This window comes from Nonlabens sp. MB-3u-79 (assembly GCF_002831625.1).
GTDB lineage: Bacteria > Bacteroidota > Bacteroidia > Flavobacteriales > Flavobacteriaceae > Nonlabens.
Genome location: NZ_CP025116.1, coordinates 1,913,735 through 1,935,553 on the forward strand (window position 1 = coordinate 1,913,735; position 21,819 = coordinate 1,935,553).

General features: G+C 39.4%; 15 protein-coding genes. 11 read left to right on the forward strand and 4 right to left on the reverse strand.

Translation table 11 applies throughout. The features are described from left to right. Window positions 1-2: 2 nt before the first annotated feature. The gene (gene pta, locus CW736_RS08450; RefSeq protein WP_101013538.1) at window positions 3-2,111 is read left to right on the forward strand and encodes a phosphate acetyltransferase; all 2,109 of its coding nucleotides are present in this window, start codon (window positions 3-5) and stop codon (window positions 2,109-2,111) included. A gap of 14 nt (window positions 2,112-2,125) precedes the next feature. Further along, the gene (locus CW736_RS08455; RefSeq protein WP_101013539.1) at window positions 2,126-3,313 is read left to right on the forward strand and encodes an acetate/propionate family kinase; all 1,188 of its coding nucleotides are present in this window, start codon (window positions 2,126-2,128) and stop codon (window positions 3,311-3,313) included. Here the strand turns inward: CW736_RS08455 and CW736_RS08460 are convergent. Together CW736_RS08460 and CW736_RS08465 are read right to left on the reverse strand one after the other, a co-directional pair. Next, window positions 3,306-5,273: a heavy metal translocating P-type ATPase gene (locus CW736_RS08460; RefSeq protein ID WP_101013540.1), complete on the reverse strand. Its 1,968-nt coding sequence runs from the start codon at window positions 5,271-5,273 to the stop codon at window positions 3,306-3,308. The genes CW736_RS08455 and CW736_RS08460 overlap by 8 nt on opposite strands. A 22-nt stretch (window positions 5,274-5,295) precedes the next feature. Continuing rightward, the gene (locus CW736_RS08465; protein ID WP_157810913.1) at window positions 5,296-5,496 is read right to left on the reverse strand and encodes a hypothetical protein; all 201 of its coding nucleotides are present in this window, start codon (window positions 5,494-5,496) and stop codon (window positions 5,296-5,298) included. Between the two features lie 269 nt (window positions 5,497-5,765). On the opposite strand from CW736_RS08465, the gene CW736_RS08470 reads away from it, so the two are divergent. The 9 genes from CW736_RS08470 (at window position 5,766) to CW736_RS08510 (ending at window position 18,105) form a co-directional block, all read left to right on the forward strand. Beyond that, complete coding sequence (locus tag CW736_RS08470; protein ID WP_101013542.1) at window positions 5,766-6,185, forward strand: HYC_CC_PP family protein; 420 nt, start codon at window positions 5,766-5,768, stop codon at window positions 6,183-6,185. A 144-nt stretch (window positions 6,186-6,329) separates the two neighbouring features. After that, on the forward strand, window positions 6,330-10,130 hold the full coding sequence (locus CW736_RS08475) for an efflux RND transporter permease subunit (protein ID WP_101013543.1): 3,801 nt from the start codon (window positions 6,330-6,332) through the stop codon (window positions 10,128-10,130). A gap of 31 nt (window positions 10,131-10,161) precedes the next feature. Next, a complete protein-coding gene (locus tag CW736_RS08480) occupies window positions 10,162-10,608 on the forward strand; it encodes a four helix bundle protein (RefSeq protein WP_232735326.1) in 447 nt (148 codons plus the stop codon). Continuing rightward, a complete protein-coding gene (locus CW736_RS08485; RefSeq protein WP_101013544.1) occupies window positions 10,598-11,893 on the forward strand; it encodes a TolC family protein in 1,296 nt (431 codons plus the stop codon). The genes CW736_RS08480 and CW736_RS08485 overlap by 11 nt, the downstream gene beginning before the upstream one ends. A 10-nt stretch (window positions 11,894-11,903) precedes the next feature. Then, complete coding sequence (locus CW736_RS08490) at window positions 11,904-12,155, forward strand: heavy metal-binding domain-containing protein (protein ID WP_101013545.1); 252 nt, start codon at window positions 11,904-11,906, stop codon at window positions 12,153-12,155. A 210-nt stretch (window positions 12,156-12,365) separates the two neighbouring features. Next, entirely contained in the window at window positions 12,366-14,882 is a 2,517-nt protein-coding gene (locus tag CW736_RS08495) for a heavy metal translocating P-type ATPase (RefSeq protein ID WP_101013546.1), read from the forward strand. 12 nt (window positions 14,883-14,894) lie between these two features. Further along, a complete protein-coding gene (locus CW736_RS08500; protein WP_101013547.1) occupies window positions 14,895-15,482 on the forward strand; it encodes a DUF2911 domain-containing protein in 588 nt (195 codons plus the stop codon). Window position 15,483: 1 nt separating this feature from the next. Then, the gene (locus CW736_RS08505) at window positions 15,484-16,182 is read left to right on the forward strand and encodes a PepSY domain-containing protein (RefSeq protein ID WP_101013548.1); all 699 of its coding nucleotides are present in this window, start codon (window positions 15,484-15,486) and stop codon (window positions 16,180-16,182) included. Between the two features lie 192 nt (window positions 16,183-16,374). Further along, a complete protein-coding gene (locus CW736_RS08510; protein WP_101013549.1) occupies window positions 16,375-18,105 on the forward strand; it encodes an efflux RND transporter periplasmic adaptor subunit in 1,731 nt (576 codons plus the stop codon). Between the two features lie 98 nt (window positions 18,106-18,203). Here the strand turns inward: CW736_RS08510 and CW736_RS08515 are convergent, their stop codons facing one another. Then, a complete protein-coding gene (locus CW736_RS08515) occupies window positions 18,204-18,425 on the reverse strand; it encodes a DUF2892 domain-containing protein (protein WP_101015084.1) in 222 nt (73 codons plus the stop codon). Between the two features lie 138 nt (window positions 18,426-18,563). Then, window positions 18,564-21,758: an efflux RND transporter permease subunit gene (locus CW736_RS08520; protein WP_101013550.1), complete on the reverse strand. Its 3,195-nt coding sequence runs from the start codon at window positions 21,756-21,758 to the stop codon at window positions 18,564-18,566. Window positions 21,759-21,819: the final 61 nt, after the last annotated feature.

Sequence of the window (21,819 nt, forward strand, 5' to 3'; positions counted from 1 at the left end):
ACATGACGAATAAAGCAACTAACAAAGCTATTTATATTGCCACCACATCTTCTAATAGTGGGAAGTCCATTGTATCTATAGGATTGATGCAATTACTCTTAAAGAAGGTCGTTAAAGTAGGCTATTTTAGACCGATAATTGATGATGTGGAACCTGGGAAGCTAGATAATCACATCCATACGATCACCTCCTTTTTTAACCTAGACATTAAATTTGAGGACGCGTATGCTTTTCAACGAAGTGATGTATTACGTAAAATAAATGAGGATAAAGATGATGAAATCATCAGTACTATTATTGATAAATACAAAGCTATTGAAAAGCGTTTTGATTTTGTCATTTTAGAAGGGACCAGTTTTTCTGGACAAGGATCTATGATAGAACTGGATATTAATGTAGTTATTGCAAAAAACTTAGGTATTCCAGCGATTATTTTGGCTAGTGGAGAAGGAAGCACTCTGGAAGGATTGGTCAGTGATCTTAAAATTACTTATGACTCTTTTAAGGACAGGGATGTGGAAGTTTTATCTGTGATAGCTAATAAAGTAGAGCCAGAAAATCAAGCCGTTATAGTAGCCGAATTAAAAAAACAGTTGCCTTCTAACGTCATCGTAAATGCGATACCATTAAACCCTATTCTTTCTAATCCGTCTATCAAAGAAATTGTCGATGAGCTCCAGGCCAGGGTTCTTTTTGGAGCATCTCACATCAATAATCAAGCAGGAAGTTTTAGTGTAGGAGCCATGCAATTGCGTCATTATCTCACGCATCTAAAGGAAAATACTCTGGTGATTACACCCGGTGATAGAGCCGATATTATACTGGGAGCTTTGCAAGCAAATAGTTCAGTTAATTATCCTTCGATATCAGGCATCGTACTTACAGGTGGCCTTTTACCAGAAGAGTCGATCATTCAACTGATCGAAGGCCTTGCAGAAGTAGTTCCCATCATTTCAGTACAAGGTGGCACTTTCTCGGTAGCCAATCGTATAGGTACTATAAAATCACAAATCTACGCTCAGAACACACAAAAGATTGAAACCTCTATAAAGGATTTTGATACGTATGTACAAGAAGATGCGCTGGTAGAACGTCTCATCACCTTTAAAACAAAAGGGATTACTCCAAGGATGTTTCAGTACCATTTATTAAAAACGGCAAAGTCTAACAAAAAACATATTGTACTACCAGAAGGGCTGGATGAACGTATTTTAAGAGCAACAAAACAACTTATTGATGCAGATGCAGCATTCATTACTTTACTGGGGGATAAAAAACAGATAGAAGATAAAATAGCCTTACTGGATATAGACTTAGATCTGGATCAAGTGACTATTATTAACCCTGCAACATCTGTTGATTTTGACGCTTTCGCGAAAGCTTTATACGTACTGAGAAAACACAAAAATGTAAATCTTGCGATGGCAAAGGATTTGATGGAAGATGTGTCTTATTTTGGGACCATGATGGTCTATCAAGGCAAGGCAGACGGGATGGTATCAGGAGCTGCACACACCACCCAGCACACCATTATGCCAGCACTTCAATTTATAAAAACAAAACCAGAAGCCTCTATTGTGTCCTCTGTGTTTTTTATGTGTTTAGAAGACCGTGTTTCGGTATTTGGAGACTGCGCAATCAATCCCAACCCAACAGCAGAGCAGCTGGCAGAAATAGCAATTTCTTCTGCAGCTACAAGTCTGGCATTTGGTATAGAGCCTAAGATCGCAATGCTGTCCTATTCATCTGGAGTTTCAGGAAAAGGCGAAGATGTAGAGCGTGTACGTAAAGCGACAGAATTAATTAAGCAAAAACGCCCAGGTCTTAAAGTAGAAGGTCCTATACAGTATGACGCAGCGGTAGATATGAAAATAGGAAAAGCAAAAATGCCTGACTCTGAAGTAGCAGGGCAGGCTAATGTGTTTATCTTTCCTGACCTCAATACAGGTAATAATACCTACAAAGCGGTACAACGAGAGACAAAAGCTCTTGCTATAGGACCTATTATTCAAGGCTTAAATAAACCAGTGAATGACTTAAGTAGAGGTTGTACCGTAGAGGATATTTTTAATACGGTTGTGGTTACTGCCATTCAAGCCCAAGGAGTTTAAATTAAAAATCAAGCATGAATATATTGGTTATCAATGCCGGAAGTTCTTCTATTAAATTTCAAGTGCTACAAATGCCTTCTGAGCAGGTGATTTGTAACGGAATTCTAGAACGTATAGGCAGTATTGATGCAGTACTTACCTACAAGACACCTAGTAGTGAGATTACTGAAACAGGAACTATAACAACTCATAAAGACGGATTTCATAAAATTGTAAATTTATTATTGCATAAAGATAAAGGCGTTATAGAACGCATAGAAGATATCAATGCTGTGGGTCATCGTGTGGTACATGGCGGGAAGTTGTTTTCAAATACAACTATAATTACTGCTGAGGTGAAGAGTAAAATCAAAGAGTTTTCCTCTCTTGCCCCTTTACATAACCCAAATAATCTGGAGGGAATTCTTATCGCAGAAGAGCTTTTTCCTTCTGCAAAACAAATAGCAGTATTTGACACAGCCTTTTATAAAAGCCTACCCGAAAAGGCTAAAAAGTATGCGATACCCAATAAATTTTACAAAGAAGATAACATACAAGTCTATGGTTTTCACGGGACAAGTCACAAATATGTTTCTGAAAAAGCAATAGAATACCTAGGCTTAAAAGAGTCTAAAATCATAAGCATTCACTTAGGCAACGGTTGTAGTATGACAGCAGTTAGAAACGGGAAAAGTGTGGATCATAGTTTGGGTTTTGCGCCTTCTAATGGTCTTATAATGGGTTCCAGAAGTGGTGATATAGACCATGCTATTATCTTTTATCTAATCAACCATTTAGGATACGACTTACAAGAAATCCAGCGTATTTTAAATAAAGAAAGTGGTATGTTAGGACTCACTGGTTATGCGGATTTAAGAGATGTACAACAAGCAGCCGAAAATGGAAATAAAGACTGTATACTCGCTCTAGAAATGAATGCCTACCGAATTAAAAAATATATAGGAGCTTATGCAGCTGCCATGAACGGTCTGGACGCTGTAGTTTTTACTGCGGGAATAGGGGAGAATTCTAGTGTGCTCAGAAAAAAAGTTTGCACAGAAATGCAGTACTTCGGAATGGATCTGGATAACGTAAAAAATGAACAACGTTCCAATGGTATTAGGGAAATCAACACGGCTGTTTCCAAAGTAAAGATACTCGTGATACCAACCAATGAAGAGTTGGAAATTGCAAAACAAACTTTTAAGTTACTTCCTATTTAAAACGAAGTAACCTTAGCGCATTGAGAACAACTACTAGGGTAGAGCCTTCGTGAAAAACAACAGCTAAACCAATATTTGTAAGTCCTAAAATAGTCGCAGGAACTAACAAAACGACCACGCCCAAACTGATCCAGATATTTTGCTTGATGACACGTTTAGACGCCCTACTGAGTCCTATTACAAAAGGTAAGTTCTCAATTTTATCAGACATCAATGCCACATCAGCAGTTTCTAGGGCTACATCGCTACCGGCGGCTCCCATGGCTATACTAACAGTACTTAAAGCCATTGCTGGGGCATCGTTGACACCATCTCCTACCATGGCTATTTTACCATCCCGAACTAATAGGGATTTGATAGCGTCTACTTTATCTTCGGGTAGTAAGTTACCTCTTGCTTCGGTCAGGCCAATTTGTTTAGCAATAGCATCCCCCACATTTTGATGATCTCCAGTAAGCATGATCATGCGTTTTATACCGATTTCCTTTAAGCTTTTAAGAGTGCTAGCCGCTGTTTTTCTCGGTGTATCCATCACACTTATTAACCCAGCGACTTTGTTTTTATAAGCAACTATCATCACGGTATGTCCGTTTTTTAACAGTTGTTCCATTTTAGAAATTAGTACTTGATCAACCTCTATAGCAGCACTTTCCATTAAGCTCCTATTTCCAATAAATACTTTTTCTCGATGATAGGTAGCTTGAATTCCCTTTCCTTGAACGGCATTTACTTCAGAGGCTTTATTGGTAACTTCTATATGATACTGGCTTTTAATGTCTTTTGCTATAGCTTTGGCTAGTGGATGGTTGCTCAAGCTCTCTACTTCCAGCACTAATTGCACAAAATCTTTTTCATTAAAGTCATTCAGTGGTATCACATGAGTAAGCTTTGGTTTTCCTTCTGTTAGTGTTCCTGTTTTATCAAATGCTATAGTGGTAATTTCTCCTAAACGCTCTAACGCTTTCCCTCCTTTTATGAGTACTCCCTTTTGTGCAGCTCTTGCAATACCACTCAAGACCGCGCTAGGTGTTGAAATGGCAAGTGCACATGGGCTTGCCGCTACTAAAACCGTAATTGCTCTGTAGAGGCTGCTGTTAAAACTCTCGTCAATAATTAAATATGCAAAACACAATAACACGACTACTAGAATAACCAATGGGACGTACCATTTTTCAAATTTTTTGGTAAGTCTTTGAGTAGGCGATTTTTGAGTTTCCACGTCACTGACCATTTTAATAAGCCTAGAAACCGTAGAATCTTTACTCAACTTGAGTACCAGCACATCGAGGCTACTGTCGCCATTAATGGTTCCTGTAAAAACGATATGTTTTTTGTCTATTTCATCAAATGAGGGAGAGTTAGTACCGTATTCCATAAAGGTTTTATCAACCGGCATACTTTCTCCTGTAATTGGGGCTTGATTGACGCTGCTACTTCCATTAATAATCACTCCATCTGCAGCAATTTTGGTATTTGGTTTTACAACGATGATATCATTGATGCGCAAGTCTTTTATGGCGACTTCTTTTAGTGAACCTTCCTTCTTTAAAAGAGCTGTTTTTGGGGATAATTCACCTAAAGCCTCAATAGATTTTTTGGCTTTATCCATCGCATAATGTTCTAAAGCGTGACCTAAACTAAAAAGGAATAACAATAAAGCACCTTCTGGCCATTTATCAATATAGGCAGCTCCAGCAGCAGCAGCAATCATCAAAAAATCAATATCAAAACCACCTTGTATGATTTTTTTTGAGGCTTCTATAGAAATAAAATAGCCTCCAAAAAAGTAAGAGATGATATAACTTGATAAAGATACCCATGTGGGCAAAACAACGAGTTGTTCTATCAAAAAACCTATTGACAGAAAAACACCACAGAAAAGGGCAAAAAACAGTTCTGTTTTATTACTTGGATGGGAATGATGACTGGGAGTTTGAGACTCTTCTTTTTGTTCTACCATGTAAAATGACTTTCGATTCAATTTAATACTTTAATTTGTAAGTCATTCCAAAAAGATCATTTTGTAAAAACATCCTAGTTCCATCAACCCTCAACTTTTTGCTAGCAAGAGGCAATTCAATCGTTCCTACTTCTTGACCTCGTGGCTCTACTAGATCTTGGAGTATTGGGGTAGTTGGATCTGTGATAGGTGTGAATAGCATCGCTATAAGAAGTATTAACATACACAACTTACTTCTGCGTTACGGTATATTCCACGATCTTTTAGGTAAGATGTCGAGGCGTTTTAATGTAAGATTTCTGGTCCAAATAACCCATAATTATAAACAGCATCTGTGATATGGTTAATATTGTTCAGAGGACCAAACAAGCTCTTATTTGGATTCTTTTTATAGTGTAGACCTCTCTTATGAAGTGGTGTCACCCCTTCAAAAAAAATCACAATACGTTAAATATCATCTATATGATAAAAAAAAATTATATTTGTAGAAGAATGAAACAATTATTCCACAGATCAATAGCAATGTGTATGGCCATTGTAGTGCTTATGACTACAATGTCATTCACTATAGATATGCACTATTGTGGTGATACTATGGTGGATTACTCTTTCTTCCATAACGCATCTACTTGCAAAATGGAAAAGGCTATCCTAACTGCCAGCTGTGGGAATCCAGAAATGGAAAAACAATCTTGTTGTTCAGACGAGCAGTTAATTATCACGGGACAAGATGATTTAAAAGATAATTTTTCAAAACTTAGCTTTGAGCAACAAGTATTTGTGACCTCATTCACCTATTCTTATATCAGTCTATTTGAAGGAACAACATCTAATGAAGTTGCTTTTGTAGATGATTCACCTCCCTTTATCAAACGCAATGTGCAGGTACTGCACCAGTCGTTCTTAATTTGATTTTTAAACACTAGCCCAGTCCAATTTACAATTGGGGTGGGGAAGAAGCCCTGGAATTCTTACACTTGGGGTAGAATATATGGTACTTTTTTTTCTGTAAATCAGGAATTTAATCCTCTTATAACTGTTTAATTATCCAACTATATGCTTAATAAAGCGATAAAATTCCTAATCGAGAATAAACTCGTCGCCGTTTTAATGCTCACCCTATTTGTAGGTTGGGGTATTGTCAACGCACCCTTTGGTTGGGATACAGGTTTTTTACCTTCTGATCCCGTTGCAGTAGATGCCATTCCCGATATTGGGGAGAATCAGCAAATTGTTTTTACCAAATGGCAAGGCCGATCTCCACAAGATATTGAAGACCAGATTACATATCCTTTAACGACCTCATTACTGGGTATTCCTGGAGTAAAAACAATTCGTAGTTCTTCTATGTTTGGTTTTTCCAGTATCTACATCATTTTTGAAGAAGATAAAGAGTTCTATTGGTCTCGTAGCAGGATTTTAGAGAAGTTAAATTCGCTGCCAGCTAATTTATTGCCAGATGGTGTAAATCCTTCCTTAGGACCAGATGCGACAGGTTTAGGTCAAATATATTGGTACACTTTAGAGGGTCGTGATGAAAAGGGGAATGTAACCGGTGGCTGGGATTTACAAGAACTGCGCAGCATTCAGGATTACTATGTAAAATATGCTCTTTCTGGTGCAAGCGGGGTTTCAGAAGTAGCTTCTATAGGGGGGTATGTTCAAGAATATCAAGTAGATGTGGACCCAGAAAAAATGCGGCAATACAAGATAGGCCTCAACCAAATTGTCAAAGCAGTAAAAGAAAGCAATCAAGATATAGGAGCACAAACCTTAGAAATTAATCAAGCAGAATATTTAGTTCGCGGTTTGGGGTATATCAAGTCTATAGCCGACATAGAAAATGCGGTAGTTGCTTCAGAAAATTTTACCTCATTGCGCATTAAAGATGTGGCAAAGGTACATTTAGGACCCCAAGCCAGGCGTGGTATCCTGGACAAAGAAGGCGCTGAAGTTGTCGGAGGAGTTGTGGTAGCGCGTTACGGTGCAAACCCTATGGAGGTCATCAATAATGTAAAAGCAAAAATTGAAGAACTCAAAGGTGGACTGCCTTCAAAAGTATTGGCAGACGGGCGTACCTCCCAACTTACGGTAGTTCCTTTTTATGACCGTACAGAGCTTATTGAAGAAACCTTGGACACACTAAGTGAGGCACTGACGCTAGAAATCCTTATTACCATTTTGGTTATTATCATCATGCTCTTCAACCTAAGAGCTTCTATTTTGATTTCTGGACTCTTGCCCGTAGCTGTTTTGATGGTTTTTGTCACTATGAAAATATTCAATGTAGATGCTAATATAGTTGCACTTTCTGGTATCGCCATCGCCATTGGTACTATGGTCGACGTGGGCGTCATTCTAGCCGAAAATATGATTCGGCATATGGATGATGAGAAGTTACGCTTTAGCGAAAGCGGAGTGGAATTCACTACAAATGAAATTATATACAATGCTACAGCTGAGGTTTCAGGAGCTATTTTAACAGCTGTTCTGACGACCATCATCAGTTTTGTGCCCGTCTTTACGATGATAGGCGCCGAGGGTAAACTGTTCAGGCCCCTAGCATTTACAAAAACCATGGCACTTTCGGCCTCTTTAGTCATTGCCTTGTTTATCATACCGCCATTAGCTGCGTATTTATTTAAGAAGAAAAACATTAAAAACTCCTTCAATTATGTGTTGAATATTTCACTGATCGCAGTGGGTCTTTTCGCTATCATTTACGGATACTGGTTGGGATTGATTTTAATTGCATTCGGTAGTACAGCACTGTTAACTTTGAGGAATACGCTTTCGCGAAAGCGTGCCAATCTTATAAACATCATTATAGCATCAGCTGCTATAGTGGTATTACTGGCAACCTATTGGAGACCACTAGGCTTTGATAGAAGCATTCTTATAAATCTAATTTTTGTCTCCATCATTTGCTTTGGAATTCTAGGGGTATTCTCTGTATTGAGAAGGTATTATGGTCAGATTTTAAGATGGGCATTAGCAAACAAGCTTTTGTTTTTAGTGATTCCTGCAGCCGTACTTGTTTCTGGTGTATGGATCATGAATAACACAGGAAAAGAATTCATGCCGTCACTTAATGAAGGCTCCTTCCTCTTAATGCCTACTTCTTTACCACATGCTGGTGCCGAAGAAAACAAACGCGTACTCCAGCAATTGGATATGGCAGTAGCTAGCATTCCAGAGATAGAAACTGTAGTGGGTAAATCTGGTCGAACGGAAAGTGCGCTAGATCCAGCACCGCTTTCTATGTATGAAAATATGATTCAGTACAAGTCTGAATACATGCGCAATGAGGATGGAGAGCGACAGCGTTATAAAGTGGATGCAAACGGACTTTTTATAACAAAAGGCGGCCTTCTTGTCATCAATCCTAATACCGATATCGCGGCTGATAATAAGGAATACGATGCTTCAAAATTAAGGGATCCATTTAACATAGAAGATAAACATCTGGTGCAAGATGAAGATGGTGAATACTATCGCAACTGGCGACCTGATATTAATAGTCCAGATGATATATGGAATGAAATCGTCAGGGTGACCAAGTTGCCAGGGGTGACCTCTGCTCCTAAATTACAACCTATTGAAACCCGACTGGTCATGTTGCAAACAGGAATGCGTGCACCTATGGGAATCAAAGTGAAAGGTCAAGATTTAGCACAAATTGAAGCTTTTGGGTTGCGATTAGAAGACATTATCAAACAAGCCGAAGGTGTGAAAGAACAAGCGGTTTTTGCAGACCGTATTGTAGGCAAGCCTTATTTATTAATCGATATCAAACGCGAGCAATTAGTACGATACGGTATATCGGTTATGGATGTTCAGCAAATTTTACAAGTGGCTGTTGGTGGAATGCCATTGACACAAACGGTAGAAGGTCGAGAACGTTATGGGGTGCGCGTGCGTTATCCAAGAGAATTGAGGAGCAATCCAGACGATCTTAAAAAGATTTATGTTCCAGTAGAAAATGGCAGCCCTATTCCTTTGGGAGAGCTGGTAGACATACGTTATGAAAAGGGTCCACAAGTGATTAAAAGTGAAGATACTTTTTTGATAGGTTATGTGCTGTTTGATAAGCTCGATGGATTTGCCGAAGTAGATGTTGTAGAAAATGCCCAAGCTTTAATCCAACAAAAAATAGCTACTGGCGACTTAATCGTGCCTAAAGGAATCAGTTATCAATTTACAGGAACTTACGAAAATCAATTGCGTGCAGAGGAGACACTTTCAGTGGTGGTCCCATTAGCACTGATCATTATTTTCCTCATACTTTATTTCCAGTTCAAATCTGTAGGTACTTCGCTTATGGTGTTTTCAGGTATAACAGTAGCTTTTGCCGGTGGTTTTATAATGATATGGCTCTATGGTCAAGATTGGTTCTTTAATTTCAGTTTTTTTGGCGAGAATATGCGCGACCTATTTAACATGAAAACCATCAATTTAAGTGTGGCTGTTTGGGTTGGTTTTATAGCCTTGTTTGGTATAGCGACTGATGACGGTGTGGTTATGGCAACCTACCTCAAGCAAACCTTTGACCGTGAAAAACCAGTGGATATAAAAGGCATACGTCACGCGGCATTAGAAGCTGCTCAGCAACGTATCCGTCCTTGTTTGATGACTACAGTAACTACCATCCTTGCCTTACTTCCAGTATTGACCTCAACTGGAAAAGGAAGCGATATCATGATCCCAATGGCGATCCCAATTTTTGGAGGAATGGTAATCGATATAACTTCCTATTTCTTGGTGCCTGTTCTTTACAGTTGGAGAGAAGAATTTTTTCTTTCGCGAAAACTCCCTAAAATTGAGGAATCAATAATCAAGACTAAAGAATTAAAGTGAAAAGTTTAAAGTGAAAAACTAAAAGTGAAAAGTGAAAAGTGGAAAGTGGAATGTGGAAGTTGGATGTTGGAAGTTGGAGGTTAAAGAATCGATAATTAAAATTTTAAAAATGATACAATCGTATAAAGATTTAGAGGTGCATAAAATGTCTTTTGCTTTGGCAATGGAGATATTTTGGGTCACTAGAAAATTTCCGAAAGAAGAAGTTTATTCTTTGACGTCGCAAATTGTTCGGTCGTCTAGATCTGTAAGCGCCAATATTAGTGAAGGCTGGGCAAAACGGGTTTACGAAGGTGTTTTTAAACAACATCTGATACATTCTTTAGGTTCCAATTCTGAAACTGAAGACTGGCTGAATTATGCTTCGGAATGTGGATGCCTGACCAAGGCTTCACACAATGAGCTAATTGAGAAGAACAATTCAGTTGGCAGAATGCTGACCAAGCTCCATCAAAACTGGAAAAGCTATGAAAAATAGAATATCAAATAAGGAAGGAAGTAACGAGTGGAAGTTGACGAAAAATCAATTTCCAGCTTCCAGTTTCCAGCGGCTAATAGCGCTAATCATTGTAACAGCGCTTCAAAACATCGCTTCAGCGCAAACCTTAGAACAATACATCAATACAGCCCAACAAAACAATCCAGAAATCCAGGCTTACAACCTCCGCTACAATATCGCTGAAGAAAAAGTAAATGAAGTGGACTGGATTCCCAATACAGAATTGAGCGCAGGCTATTTTGTAAGCGAGCCAGAAACCAGAACAGGAGCTCAGCGCGCTAGATTTTCAGCAAGACAAATGTTGCCTTGGTTTGGTACAATTACCGCGAGAGAAAATTATGCAAGCTCCATGGCAGATGCCGAATTTGTTGAAATAGCCATTGCAAAACGCAAATTGGCGCTAGCTGTTTCTCAATCCTATTACAGTCTTTATGAAATTAGAGCAGAACAAAGTGTTCTCGATGAAAATATCCAACTCTTAAAAACCTACGAACGTCTGGCGCTTAACTCTATAGAGGTGGGTAAAGCAACAGCGGTAGATGTGTTGCGATTACAGATCAGACAGAATGAGTTGCAACAGCAAAAGGAAGTTTTAGAAGAAGCCTATTTAGGAGAACAGGCTGCCTTTAATAAGCTGCTCCATCAAGAGGGTGCCAAAATGATAACAGTACTTGAAGAGTTGTTGTTACCTGAAGAAGATATAGCTTACGCAGTAGATGTCTTAAGTCTTCATCCGGAGTTACTCAAGTACGATAAGCTCTATGAATCCATCACTCAATCAGAGTTGTTGAATCAAGCGGAACAAAATCCTATGATAGGCATTGGAGTGGATTATGTACCTGTTTCTGAGCGTCCTGATATGAATTTTAGCGATAACGGTAAGGATATATTCATGCCTATGTTATCGGTCTCTATTCCTATTTTTAATAAGCAATACGATTCCAAAAGCAAACAAAACGAACTACGTCAGTTAGAAATCGCAGCTCAAAAAGACAACCGATTGAATGTGTTAGAATCCGCTTTCGCGAAAGCGATATCACAACGCAATCAAGCTCGAATCAAATTTAATACACAACAAAAAAACTTAAAACAGGCCCAAAGTGCCGAAGAAATTCTCATCAAGAATTACGAGACCGGAACCATTGATTTTAATGACATTCTTGATATACAAGAGTTGCAATTGAAATTTCAGATCAATCAAATAAAAGCAATAACCATATACTACAGGCAGAGTGCAGTAGTTAATTATTTAATAATTCAATAAATCAAAAACAATGAAAAATTTAAAATCAATCTTAGGAGCAATGCTCCTCATGGCAACTATTTCAATCGTGTCTTGTAAAGAAAACGAGGCAGAGGCAAAACCAGCAACCGAAGTAGATCAAGGAGATGAATACACTTCTGCTTACGTATGTCCTATGCATTGTAAAGACAGCGGTAGTGATAAAGAGGGTACTTGTGATTCTTGTGGCATGACACTCATAAAAAATGAAGAACATACCGCAAACGGTCATACCCACGAATAAAATAGCGGTCTATAAACTTAATTATAAAACCAGCGGTCTTCTTGTAAAGCAATTCAAATCCTTGACAAAGATGTATAGGATTACTTGCCAAAACATGGAGGTTAGGAACAGTATGCTTTGATCAAATGTAGTTAAGGTTACCCTTAACTGGAACAAAACATGCTGTTTACACTGCATAATTTAGTATCTTAAGAACAAAAGAATGCTCCAATGAAACACACCTATCACATACACGGAATGACCTGTAATGGTTGCCGTAGTCACGTTGAAAAAACACTTTCTGAAGTGGATGGTGTGAGCAACGCATCTGTCAACTTGGAAAAAGAGGTGGCTATAATTGAAATGGAATCGCATATTCCTATAGAGACCTTTCAAGAAGCCTTGAAAAACGATGGCGGTAGCTATTCCATTCATAAATTGGGGTATCAACCAGATGTAGTTGATCAACCGGATGAGGTTTCGGCCTCCACGGGAACTAAAGGAACTGGAACTTTCTATTGTCCCATGCACTGCGAGGATGACAAAACCTATAACAAGCCAGGCGACTGTCCGGTCTGTGGGATGGATCTCGTAGAAGAACAAAATTTATCAGTCACTACGAGTGAACAGTGGACTTGTCCTATGCACCCAGAAGTGGTGAAAGACGAATCTGGAGCTTGTCCTATTTGTGGTATGGACTTAGTCCCAATGCAAGCAGATAGTTCTGCAGAAGAGAAGACCTATCAAAAGTTATTGAAGAAATTCTGGATCGCACTTGGGTTGACCTTGCCCATTTTTTTGATCGCGATGAGCGAGATGATTCCTGACAATCCGCTCTATGAGGTGATGGAACAAAAAGGGTGGAACTGGATCCAATTTGGCCTCTCCATCCCTGTTGTGTTTTATGCAACTTGGATGTTCTTTGAGCGTGCCTATAGAAGTATAAAAACCTGGAATCTTAATATGTTTACCCTTATTGGTATAGGTGCTAGTGTGGCGTGGTTATTCAGTGTTTTTGGAATGTTGTTTCCAGACTTTTTCCCAGAGCAGTTTAAAACAGCATCAGGAGCAGTGCACGTTTATTTTGAAGCCGCTACCGTGATTCTGACCTTAGTATTGATGGGTCAGGTATTGGAAGCGCGTGCGCATAGCAAAACCAACTCTGCAGTCAAGGAATTATTAAAGCTCGCGCCTAATAAAGCAGTGCGTGTTGTGGATGGAAATGAAGAAGAGGTATCCATTGACCAAATTCAAAAAGGGGATATGCTAAGGGTGAAGCCAGGCGATAAAATCCCTGTGGATGGTGTAATTACAGAAGGAAAAACTACGGTGGATGAATCCATGATCTCTGGAGAGCCTATTCCTGTGGACAAAGCTAAGGACGACAAAGTCACTAGCGGTACCATTAACGGCAATCAATCCTTTTTGATGAAAGCCGAAAAAGTAGGAAGTGATACCTTACTTTCTCAAATCGTAAAAATGGTAAACGATGCCAGTCGCAGTCGTGCACCTATTCAAAAGTTAGCCGATACTGTTTCTGGATACTTTGTTCCTGTAGTGGTGGTAATTTCTCTGATCACTTTTGTTATTTGGGCGATTTGGGGTCCAGAGCCAGCCTATGTATATGCCTTAGTCAACGCTATTGCAGTGCTGATTATCGCCTGTCCTTGTGCGCTAGGATTAGCAACCCCCATGTCCGTTATGGTAGGAGTAGGTAAAGGGGCACAAAATGGAGTGTTGATTAAAAATGCAGAAGCCCTTGAGAAAATGGATGAGGTAGATACCTTGATCATTGATAAAACAGGAACCATTACGGAAGGGAAACCAACGGTGGAGAAAATAGGGGTTTTTGGAGATCGTCCCGATAGCTATAGGGACGAAATAACCCAACTTATAGCATCCCTCAACAGTTCCAGCGAGCATCCACTTGCTGAAGCTACGGTGAAATATGCCAAGGAAAAGAAAGTCGAACTCTCAAAAACCGAAAACTTTAGTGCCGTTACGGGTAAAGGAGTCGAAGGAAGCGTTGATGGTAAAAAACTGGCGTTAGGAAATGCCAAAATGATGGAATACGCAAAAGCTTCCATAACGTCAGAAATGGAAACTGAGGTACAGTCCTTTCAGAAACAAGGGAAGACCGTTTCTTACTTGGCTATAGATGGTGAGCTGTCTGGATATGTGGTCATAGGTGATAAAATCAAAGCAACTAGCGCTAAGGCTATCAAAGAGCTGCAAGAAAAAGGTATTGCCGTGATCATGCTCACTGGTGACAACCACGATACGGCTCAAGCGGTCGCCAGCGAACTCCACCTAGCCGATTTTAAAGCAGGTATGTTACCAGAAGACAAGCTCCGAGAAGTTACCAAATTACAAGAACAAGGTAAAGTGGTTGCCATGGCAGGTGACGGTATCAACGATGCACCGGCACTTGCTAAAAGTGACGTAGGTATTGCGATGGGGACCGGGACTGATGTTGCCATCGAAAGCGCTATGATTACCTTAGTAAAAGGCGATTTACACGGGATCCTAAAAGCAAAAAACTTAAGCCATGCAGTGATGAAGAACATCAAGCAAAACTTGTTTTTTGCACTGATTTATAACACATTGGGAGTGCCTGTAGCCGCCGGAGTATTATTTCCTTTTTTCGGAATATTATTATCGCCTATGATTGCAGCGCTAGCGATGAGTTTTAGCTCTGTTTCAGTTATTGCAAATGCCTTAAGACTCAAATCAACATCAATTAATTAATCTATACTTATTATGAAATACACAATTATTTTTCTAAGCCTTGTACTAATGAGTGCTTGTAAAGAAACCTCAAAGGAGGTGGACGTTGCACAAGATAACCAAGTACCGCAGCAAGAAACTACTCAAGCTGAGCCTGTCAAGAAAAAACCATTGAGTCCGCATACCAGCGCGATGGCTATGATAGGTGATGCACACATCCATTTCGACTATTCATCACCTGGAGTTCGCAATCGTATTGTTTTTGGAGGCTTACTTCCTTATGATGTGGTATGGCAGGCAGGCGCGCACCAAGCAACCTGGATGGAGACCAATAAAGACCTAAGTATTGCCGGTAAGGATTTGAAAGCAGGTAAATATGGTTTTTTTGTAATTCCGAATGAGAAAGAATGGACCCTTATTTTCAATAGCAACTGGGACCAACACGGCAAGGATGAATACGATGAAAAAGATGATGTATTGCGATTTAAGATCACTCCTAAAACTGCCGAAGCTATTCAAGAACATTTAGAATACAAAGTGACCAAGACCAGCGACAGCTCAGGTATAATAGCTTTGAGTTGGGAAAAGATCCATATCGAATTTCCTTTTGAAGTAAAGTAACATGGTAAAAAGAAAAACAGCACTTAAAATTAGAAAAGCACATCGGTATTTAGGTATCTTTTTAGGGATTCAGTTTTTAATGTGGACCATTAGTGGCCTGTATTTCAGCTGGACAGATATTGATGAGATACATGGCGACCAATTCAAAAAGGAAGTGCCAAATCAAACTGCATTTTTAGATTTGTTGGGAAGCTCTGAGTTGAAGATCCAAGAGCCTATTCGGTCCTTGGAATTGCTAGATATCGCAAATTCACCTTATTACTGGATTAATGAAACAGTACTTTACAATGCCCGTACAGGAGCAAAGAAAATAGAACTAACCGCAGATGAGGCCATCAAAGTAGCAGAGCGCTACATGCTCTCAGACTTAGAGTTGGATCACATACAACGTATTGAAACTGTAGATGATCACCACGAGTACCGTGGCAGACCTTTGCCGGCTTATGAGATCACCTACAAGAGCGATGAAAACCTTAAAGCTTACGTAGCTATAGAGAATGGAGCTTTTCAAACTGTTCGTCATCGGGATTGGCGGTGGTTTGATTTTTTATGGATGACGCATACCATGGACTATCAAGGACGTGATGATTTTAATACCATCGTCCTTAGGGTATTTTCTCTATTGGGATTAATTACCGTGTTCAGTGGCTTTTTACTCTGGTTTACCAGTTCGCCGACGATTAGAAAAATTAAAAAATAGAATTGGATAATAGAAGGAATTCATAAAAGCACATTTATGGAGTATAATGACAAAATGAAGAAAAATAACTAGTAGTATTTGGGCGCCCGAGCGCGCTTTCGGCTCTATCTTTTTTATGCCTAAAAAGTCACAAAAAAGGATGCCACCTCAATCCCTGGCGCAGGTTTGTGCTGACCATGAAAATTAAAAATTATGAAAAAGAATATTTTATATATAGGAATTGCAGTAGTCGCAGGCTTGTTGGCGGGGTGGCTCTTATTTGGAAATAATAGTACTGAGACAAGTTCAAGTACAGAGGTGTCTGATACTCACGATCATTCTAGTGAAACAGCACAACAAATGTGGACCTGCTCCATGCACCCACAAATCATGCAGTCAGAACCAGGAGATTGCCCTATTTGCGGTATGGAGCTTATTCCAGCCCAATCCAGTGCAGAAGGTCTTGCAGCAAATGAAATCAAAATGACCAAAAACGCCATGGCACTCGCTAATATTCAAACCACAAAGGTAGGTAGCAGTGTGGCTTCTGATGATGAGGGAATGATGTCACTGTCTGGGAAGATTGCTGCTAACGATGAAAACAACACTGTTCAGTCCAGTTATTTTGATGGTCGTTTGGAACAACTGAATATAAGTTACGAAGGCCAGCAAGTAAGTCGGGGACAATTATTAGCCACGATATATGCACCTCAACTGGTAGCAGCTCAACAAGAATTAATTACAGCAGCTTCTTTAAAAAAATCTCAACCAGAATTGTATCAAGCGGTAAGAAATAAATTAAAGAATTGGAAACTTTCAGAAAGTCAAATTAACGCTGTAGAGTCCTCAGGGAATGTAAGAGAAAATTTCCCGGTTTACGCAACGGTTTCAGGAACAGTGGCGCAAGTCATGGCTGCAGAAGGCGATTATTTAAAACAAGGACAACCTATTTTAAAACTAAATAACTTGAATTCGGTTTGGGCAGAATTTGATGCTTATGAAAGTCAAATAGCTAGACTTAAAGTAGGACAACAAATAAAAGTAACCACCAATGCATATGCTGATAAGGAATTTGATGCCACCGTATCTTTTATAGATCCTATGCTTAACAATGCTACTCGTACGATTACCCTAAGAGCAACACTTAAAAATACAGAAGGTATTTTTAAGCCGGGAATGTTTGTTACTGGCAAATTAAAAGGAGAAATAAATAGGAATGATGCATCACTTACTGTTCCTGCAAGTGCTGTGATGTGGACGGGAGAACGTTCCTTGGTTTACATTAAAACAAATCCCAACGAACCTGTTTTTGAAATGCGTGAAGTGAGCATTGGTAGTCGTAGTGGTGAAAATTATACAATTACTGCCGGCCTTCAAAATGGCGATGAGATTGTTACCAACGGTACGTTTACGGTGGATGCAGCTGCTCAATTACAAGGTAAAAACTCCATGATGAACCAAGGGAAGCAAGAGGTCTCTGAAGTGCCCTTGTCTGAAATGAAAATGAAATTCTCAGAGAGTTTTCAAAAGGACTTTAAAAAGGTTCTACAATCTTATTTGCAAATGAAAGATGCTTTTGTGAACAGTGATGCTGAAAAGGTTTCCGCTTTCGCGAAAGCGACATCAAAATCTTTAAAGGCTGTAGCTATAGGAAGTCTGGGACAAATGGAGCAATCTCATATTAAGAAAAGTATTGAAATGCTCAATGCTATTGCTAAAAATGAAAACCTAGAAAACCAGCGAGATCATTTTGTTGTGCTTAATGAGAACATGGTAGTTATCGCAATGAATGTAGAAGGAGCAAGTCCCATATACGTTCAGAAATGTCCTATGGCTAACAACAACAAAGGTGCTGTCTGGTTGAGTACCGAAAAAGACATAAAAAATCCGTATTACGGAGATGCGATGTTGACCTGTGGGAGTGTGATTGAAGAGATCAATTAATACACATAGCAAAAGCTTAGAACCCTATAAAAGGAACCACATATATGAAACCACGCTATAAAAACAGCGTGGTTTTTTGGTTGTTTTCTTTTTAGTGTCTATCCTTTAGAAGACGGAACAGCACAGCTAGCCGCTTCTTTTTTTATACCTAACTTCATCAAGATGGTTTCTAATAAGCACCACTTTGTAAAAGCAGATTGTATCAAGTTTACTCCTATAAAAACCGTAAACCACATCCAATTCGGGTTGACATAAACCGTTAGTACAACACTCAATAATACCATGGTACCTGCGATTATTCTAAAATATTTGTTTAACATAATTCTTGTTTTTTTTTTTTGAAATTTATTTATAAGAACAGCTGTTAGCTTAACAGGGTCCTGACTTTTAATGAGGTATGCAACTCTAATATCCGTTGATAGTTCCAGCGCAGCTGGAACGCTCAACTTTGCAAATTGCTATTTATAATTTTTCTTTTCTATCATGTAATACACCAGTGGCACGACCAATAAAGTGAGCACTGTAGAAACAATAGTTCCACCCATTAAGGAGATGGCCAGTCCTTGGAAAATAGGGTCAAATAATATGACAAAAGCCCCAATAACCACGGTTCCAGCTGTTAATAAAATAGGTGTCGTACGTACAGCTCCAGCTTCAATAGCGGCTTGTTTTAAAGGCACGCCTTCGTCAGTTCGTAAATTGATAAAGTCAATAAGCAACACCGAGTTCCTGACCATAATTCCCGCCAAAGCAATCATTCCAATAAATGAGGTAGCGGTAAAGAAAGCACCCATCAACCAGTGACCTAAAATAATACCGATTAAGGATAATGGTATGGCTACCATCATCACTATAGGCGCTTTGAAATTTTGAAACCATCCTACAATTAAAATATAAATCAAAATGATAGCACCCAAGAAGGCGATACCTAGATCTCTAAATACTTCTAGCGTAATTTGCCATTCACCATCCCACTTGACCGTGTAATCATCTTCAAAGTCTGGTTGTCCCAAGTACATTTCGTTAATTGCATATCCTTCTGGCATAGGTATGGCTTTTAACTTTTCTTCCATCCCTAAAATAGCATAGGCGGGACTTTCTAGTTCGCCGGCCATATCGGCCATGACATAGACTACTCGTTTTTGATTCTTACGATAGATGCTTTTAGCACTTGTGGTTTTTGTAATATCAACCAAATCAGCAATAGGTATCATATCCCCTTGATTTGATGTCACACGTAATTGTGAAATATCTTGCACGGTGGATTTTTCTTTTTCGTCAAGCGCCAAGACAATTCCTATTTGTTGCACCGCATCTTCATCGTAGAGCGAAGTGATCGGACGGTTAGACAAAGCTAAATTCATGGTTTGAGCAATTTGTTGAGGAGCTACTCCATACAACATTGCTTTTTCCTTGTTAATAGTGAATTGATATTCTATTTGGTCGTCTTCAACCATCCAGTCTATATCCACCACATCATCAGTGTTCTTCAGGATGTTTTTAACCTCCTTAGCTACCGCTATTTGCCCCTCGTAGTTAGGTCCATAGACCTCAGCAACAATAGTAGATAATACAGGTGGTCCTGGTGGAACTTCTACCAGCTTGACATTAGCGTTATACTTAGCCGCAATCTTTTTAATGTCTGGTCGGAATAGGCTTGCAATGTCATGACTCTGTGCATCACGTTCCCCTTTATCAATCAGGTTGACCTGAATGTCTGCCATATTACTACCACCACGTAAATCATAGTGACGGACCAATCCGTTAAAAGTAATAGGCGCAGAGGTACCTATATAGTTTTGGTAGTTAACTACTTCAGGTCTTGAAGACAGGTATTGAGCAATTTCTTGAGTGACCACACCAGTGCGCTCTAGCGTAGTTCCTTCGGGCATATCAATGATTACTTGAAATTCGTTTTTGTTATCAAAAGGAAGCATTTTTACAGCGACAGAATTGGTGAAAAACAAGCCCATAGTAGCTAATAAAATTACGAAGGTACCCCCTAAGAACAACCAACGTGTGGAGCGACTTTCCATCAAAGGACGTTGGAATTTAGCATACAACCTGTAAATCAAAGTTTCTTCTAGTGGTTTTTCTGCTTTTTTAACAGCTCCTTTTTTCTCTTTTTCTCTTAAGAAAATATATCCCAAATAAGGGGTAATCGTAAGGGCTACAAAGAGTGATAATATCATAGCAATAGACGCTCCTATAGGCATAGGAGCCATATAAGGTCCCATCAGTCCAGATACAAATGCCATAGGTAATACCGATGCGATCACCGTAAACGTGGCAAGTATGGTAGGGTTTCCAACTTCGTTAATGGCGTATAGTGCTGCCTCCTTAAAGGGTAGGCGTTTCATTTTAAAATGCCGGTGCATGTTCTCTGCAATAATGATGGAGTCATCCACCACAATACCCGTCACAAAAACTAAGGCAAAAAGCGTGATCCTGTTCAAGGTATAATCCAATGCGTAATAGCTTAATAGGGTCAATGCAAAGGTGATAGGTACTGATAAAAACACCACTAACCCACCGCGCCAGCCCATAGCAAGCATCACTACAAATGTTACGGCAAAGATAGACCCGATGAGGTGCAGGAGTAGTTCAGATACTTTTTGAGAAGCTGTTTCACCATAATTTCTAGTGATTTCTACATGAACATCGTCAGGTATAAGGGTCTTGCGTAAATGCGCCACTCTATCTATAATAATATCTGCAATTTTCATGGCATCGGCACCTTTGCGTTTTGCAACAGATAAAGTCACGGCAGGATATTCAGATAGGTAATCTGTTTTTTTATCACTTCCTTGACCAAAACCTATGCTCACGTAACTCTGTGGTACTTGTGGACCGTCTATGATTTGAGCTACTTGCTTTAAATAAATGGGTTGATTTTGTTGCACTCCGATCACCAGGTTTTCTACATCGGTGACACTCGTAAGGAATTTGCCTGTGTTGACCGTAAATTCGGTATCATTTCTATCAAAAGTACCGGAGTTTAACTGGGCATTATTTGCCTTGATCATTTTAGAAACCGACATAAAATCCAGACCGCTGGCAGCTAATTTATTCTTGTCCAGTACTACGCGCAACTGACGTTCACTGCCACCTATTTTATGTGTAATGGCAACATCGTTTACTTTTTCAATTTCGGCTTTTAGTTCTTGTGCCATTTGTCCCAATTGAAAACCGTTATAGTTTTCACTCCACAGGGTTAGTCCTAACATCGGGACATCATCTATGGCACGTGTTTTTACCAGCGGCATACTAACCCCTTCTGGCATCTGATCCATATGTTTGTTGATCTCGTTGTAGAGCTTCACAAAACTACGTTCAATATCTTCTCCTACATAAAACTGTACAATGACCATTCCTTGTTCTTTCATAGAAGTAGAATAGACATATTCCACTCCTTTGATGTTTGAAATGAGTTGTTCCAGAGGTTTGATCACACGGGATTCTACCTCGGTAGGGCTGGCGCCAGGGTATCCCACAAAAATATCGGCCATTGGGACGTCTATTTGTGGTTCTTCTTCTCGCGGTATTAAAAACGAGCTGTACACACCTACGACCATAAATACGATCATTAAAAGCACTGTCAGCTTTGAATTCATAAAGACTTTGGCAATTTTGCCGGCTACTCCTTCTTTCATTAGGTATATTTTTTGAGCGTTTTAAATGGCTTGTCGATTTCTGTCGAGAGCTGTCTGTCTT